This is a genomic window from Isoptericola sp. NPDC056578, from assembly GCF_042793275.1.
Lineage (GTDB): Bacteria > Actinomycetota > Actinomycetes > Actinomycetales > Cellulomonadaceae > Isoptericola.
Window position 1 is genome coordinate 1 of record NZ_JBHTVC010000114.1, and the last position, 2869, is coordinate 2869.

At 74.1% G+C, this 2869-nt stretch carries 3 protein-coding genes; 2 read left to right on the forward strand and 1 reads right to left on the reverse strand.

Annotation, left to right across the window (positions count from 1 at the left end):
• Window positions 1-53 precede the first annotated feature (53 nt).
• Entirely contained in the window at window positions 54-779 is a 726-nt protein-coding gene (locus tag ACFQ80_RS22505) for a hypothetical protein (RefSeq protein ID WP_430550415.1), read from the reverse strand.
• A gap of 133 nt (window positions 780-912) precedes the next feature.
• On the opposite strand from ACFQ80_RS22505, the gene ACFQ80_RS22510 reads away from it, so the two are divergent.
• Complete coding sequence (locus tag ACFQ80_RS22510; RefSeq protein ID WP_430565200.1) at window positions 913-2085, forward strand: glycosyltransferase family 4 protein; 1173 nt, start codon at window positions 913-915, stop codon at window positions 2083-2085.
• Window positions 2086-2210: 125 nt separating this feature from the next.
• Entirely contained in the window at window positions 2211-2771 is a 561-nt protein-coding gene (locus tag ACFQ80_RS22515) for a hypothetical protein (protein WP_430550417.1), read from the forward strand.
• Window positions 2772-2869: the final 98 nt, after the last annotated feature.

Here is a 2869-nt window from a genome sequence, read left to right on the forward strand (position 1 = left end):
GACCCGAGGGGTCACCGCCGCGTCGTCGTGCCGGTCGTCGTGCTGGTCGGACCTCAGGCCGACGGCGACCCGCTGCCCCCGGCAGGCGGTGCCGCCGGCGGGTTCTCGGGCCGCGTCGAGGGAGACGCGGGCGGCGAGGTCGACGGAGGTGTCGAGGGAGGTGTCGACGGGGTTGTCGACGTCCCGGTGGAGGGCGCCTCGGGAGCCGTGCGCGTGCTCGGCCGCTCGGGCGGCGGCGCGGGCGTCGTCGGGGCGCTCGGCCGCTCCGGCTCCCCGGGGTCGGCGCGGTGCGCGGCGTGCGACAGGCCGCCCTCGGACGTCAGCGAGGGCGAGTCGATCACCACCTGCGGCCCGCCCGCGAGCTTGCGTAGCGCGCTCCCGAGCAGGATGAACACGATGCCCAGGCCGATGACGAGGGCGCAGACGCCGAACGCCACCACGGACGTGAACAGCGACGCGCGCAGGAACGACGCGTTCATCACCGTGTCCCGCGTCGGGTCGTCCTGGGCGAGCTCGGCGTACGTCTGCCCGCCGGACGCCTCGAGCGCGTGCTTGTTGATCACCTCGGCCTGCGCGTAGGCGGTGAAAGGCCCGGAGACCTTCTGACCGGCGAACATGGCCGCGTCGTCCGAGACGGTGATCTGCTCGTCGGCGAGCGTCTGGGACACGACGACCCACACGCCCAGGCCGGCGACGATCATGACGATGCCGGCGATGATGGTGACCAGGCCGATCCCGCGGACGCCCTTGGTCGGATGAACGGTGACCGTGCTCGACATGTCGCACCTCTCCTCAGGTGTGTGCCGTGATGCATGGCTGGAGGTCTCGCTCCTCGCACGGTAGCGCTCCCGACCGTCTCCGGCTCGGTGAACCCGCAGGTGGTCGCGCCGGGGGCGGTGGCAGGATGTCCCGGTGCGCATCGTCCACGTCTCCGACTCCTACCTCCCGCTGCTCGGCGGCATCGAGACCCAGGTGGCCCGGCTCGCGCGCCGGCAGGCGGAGGCCGGGCACGACGTCGAGGTCATCACCACGACGCCGGGCGCGCCCGGCGAGCACGGCATCAGCACCCGGCCCGACGGCGACGGGGTCGTCGTGCACCGCGTCGCGGCCCGCGTGCCGGGCGGCTACCCCGTCCACCCGCGCTCCACGGCGCACGTGCGCGCGCGGCTGAAGGCGCTCGAGGCCGACGGCCGCCGCCCGGACGCCGTGCACCTGCACATGGGCGTCCTGGCCCCCACGGTCGAGCTGGCGCTCCGGCCCGTGACCCGGCTCGGGCTGCCCGCCCTGCTCACGGTGCACAGCGTGTGGGGCGGCTGGGAGCGGGCGTTCGCCGCGCTCGACCGCGTGGCCCGGTGGTCGGCCTGGCCGGTGCAGTGGTCGGCGGTGAGCGGGCTGACGGCGGACCCGCTGCGGCGCGTGGTCGGGCGACGGCTGGGCCCCGGCGCCGCCGCGGAGCGCGTGTCCGTGCTGGGCAACGGCATCGACGTCGACGCCTGGCGGCTGCCCCGCGTCGAGCGGGGCGAGCGTGCCGAGGGCCGCGAGGTGCACGTCGTGTCCGCCACGCGGTTCGCGCCCCGCAAGCGGGTGCTGCCGATGCTCGAGGCGATCGCCGCGGCCGTGGAGAGGGCTCCGGGGCGCCTGGTCGCGACGATCGGCGGCGACGGGCCGCAGCTGTCCGAGGCCCGTCGCTGGGTGCGCGAGCACGGCCTGGCCGACACGGTGCGGCTCGTCGGCCGCCTCACCCCGACCGAGCTCAAGCGCCTGTACGTGCGCGCCGACGTCTTCGTGGCCCCGGCCGTGCAGGACGCGTTCGGCATCGCGGCGCTCGAGGCCCAGGCCGCGGGCCTCGCCGTCGTCAGCCGGTCGCAGTCGGGGGTCGCGGAGCGCCTGGTCGACGGCCGGGACGCCCTCCTCGTGGACGACGACGCCGCGATGGCCGACGCCCTCGTCCGCCTCGCCGACGACCCCGCCCTGCTCGACGCGATCATCGCCCACAACCGCTCCGCCGAGCTCGCGACGTCGTGGCCCCGCGTGCTCGCCGACGTCGACCGCGCCTACGCGCGTGCCGCATCGCTCGTCGGCTGACCGGGGCGGCGTCGCCGCAGGTCACGGGCGAGTCGTTGCTCGGGCGTATCAAGGGCGCCCGCTGCGCGCTCCCCCCACACCGTGACCGGCGACGAGGGGATCGCCGGCAGACGTGAGGAGCGAAGATGACCATCACGACGCAACGACGCACCGTCCGCGCCCGGCTCGCCGCCGTCGTCGGCGGGCTCGCCGCGATCACCGCACTGGGGGTCGCGGGTCCCACCGCGACGGCCGCACCTGCGGACGACCCGGCGCCGGTCCAGGTGCAGCGCGTGGACAGCGACGCACCGGTCATGGTCGAGGACCTGAAGATCTCGGCCAAGGCCGCCAGCACGACCTACTACTGTGCCGTCCTCGACGGCACCTTCGGCTGCAAGAACGCGAAGCCGGGGACCGGGCTGGTCGTCGCACGGCTGTACCAGAACAAGAACTACGGCGGCTTCCAGGTCGTCGTGTTCAACCCGAAGTACAAGGTCGGCTGCACGTCGGGCACCGGGGACAACGAGGGCGGCGCCAACCTCGGCACCGCGCTGTCCAACCGGATCAGCTCCGTCAAGACCTACAACAGCTGCGACGTGAAGCTCTACAACGGCAACGGCAAGACCGGCGCCAGCACCGGCTGGATCGACAAGTCGGCCCTGCTCAGCGGCTTCAACGACAAGGCCAACTCGTTCAGGATCTCCTGACAGCCCACCTGGCAGCGTGGCCGGCGGGAGCCGGGACGTCGTTCGCGAGAGCCGAGCGAGGCACGAGCTATTCATTCGTGCGACCGACGTCCCGGCTC

Excerpts from the sequence above, each read along its gene's own strand:
- ACFQ80_RS22505 (WP_430550415.1), bottom strand. The coding sequence starts at position 779 with ATGTCGAGCACGGTCACCGTTCATCCGACCAAGGGCGTCCGCGGGATC.
- ACFQ80_RS22515 (WP_430550417.1), top strand. The coding sequence starts at position 2,211 with ATGACCATCACGACGCAACGACGCACCGTCCGCGCCCGGCTCGCCGCC.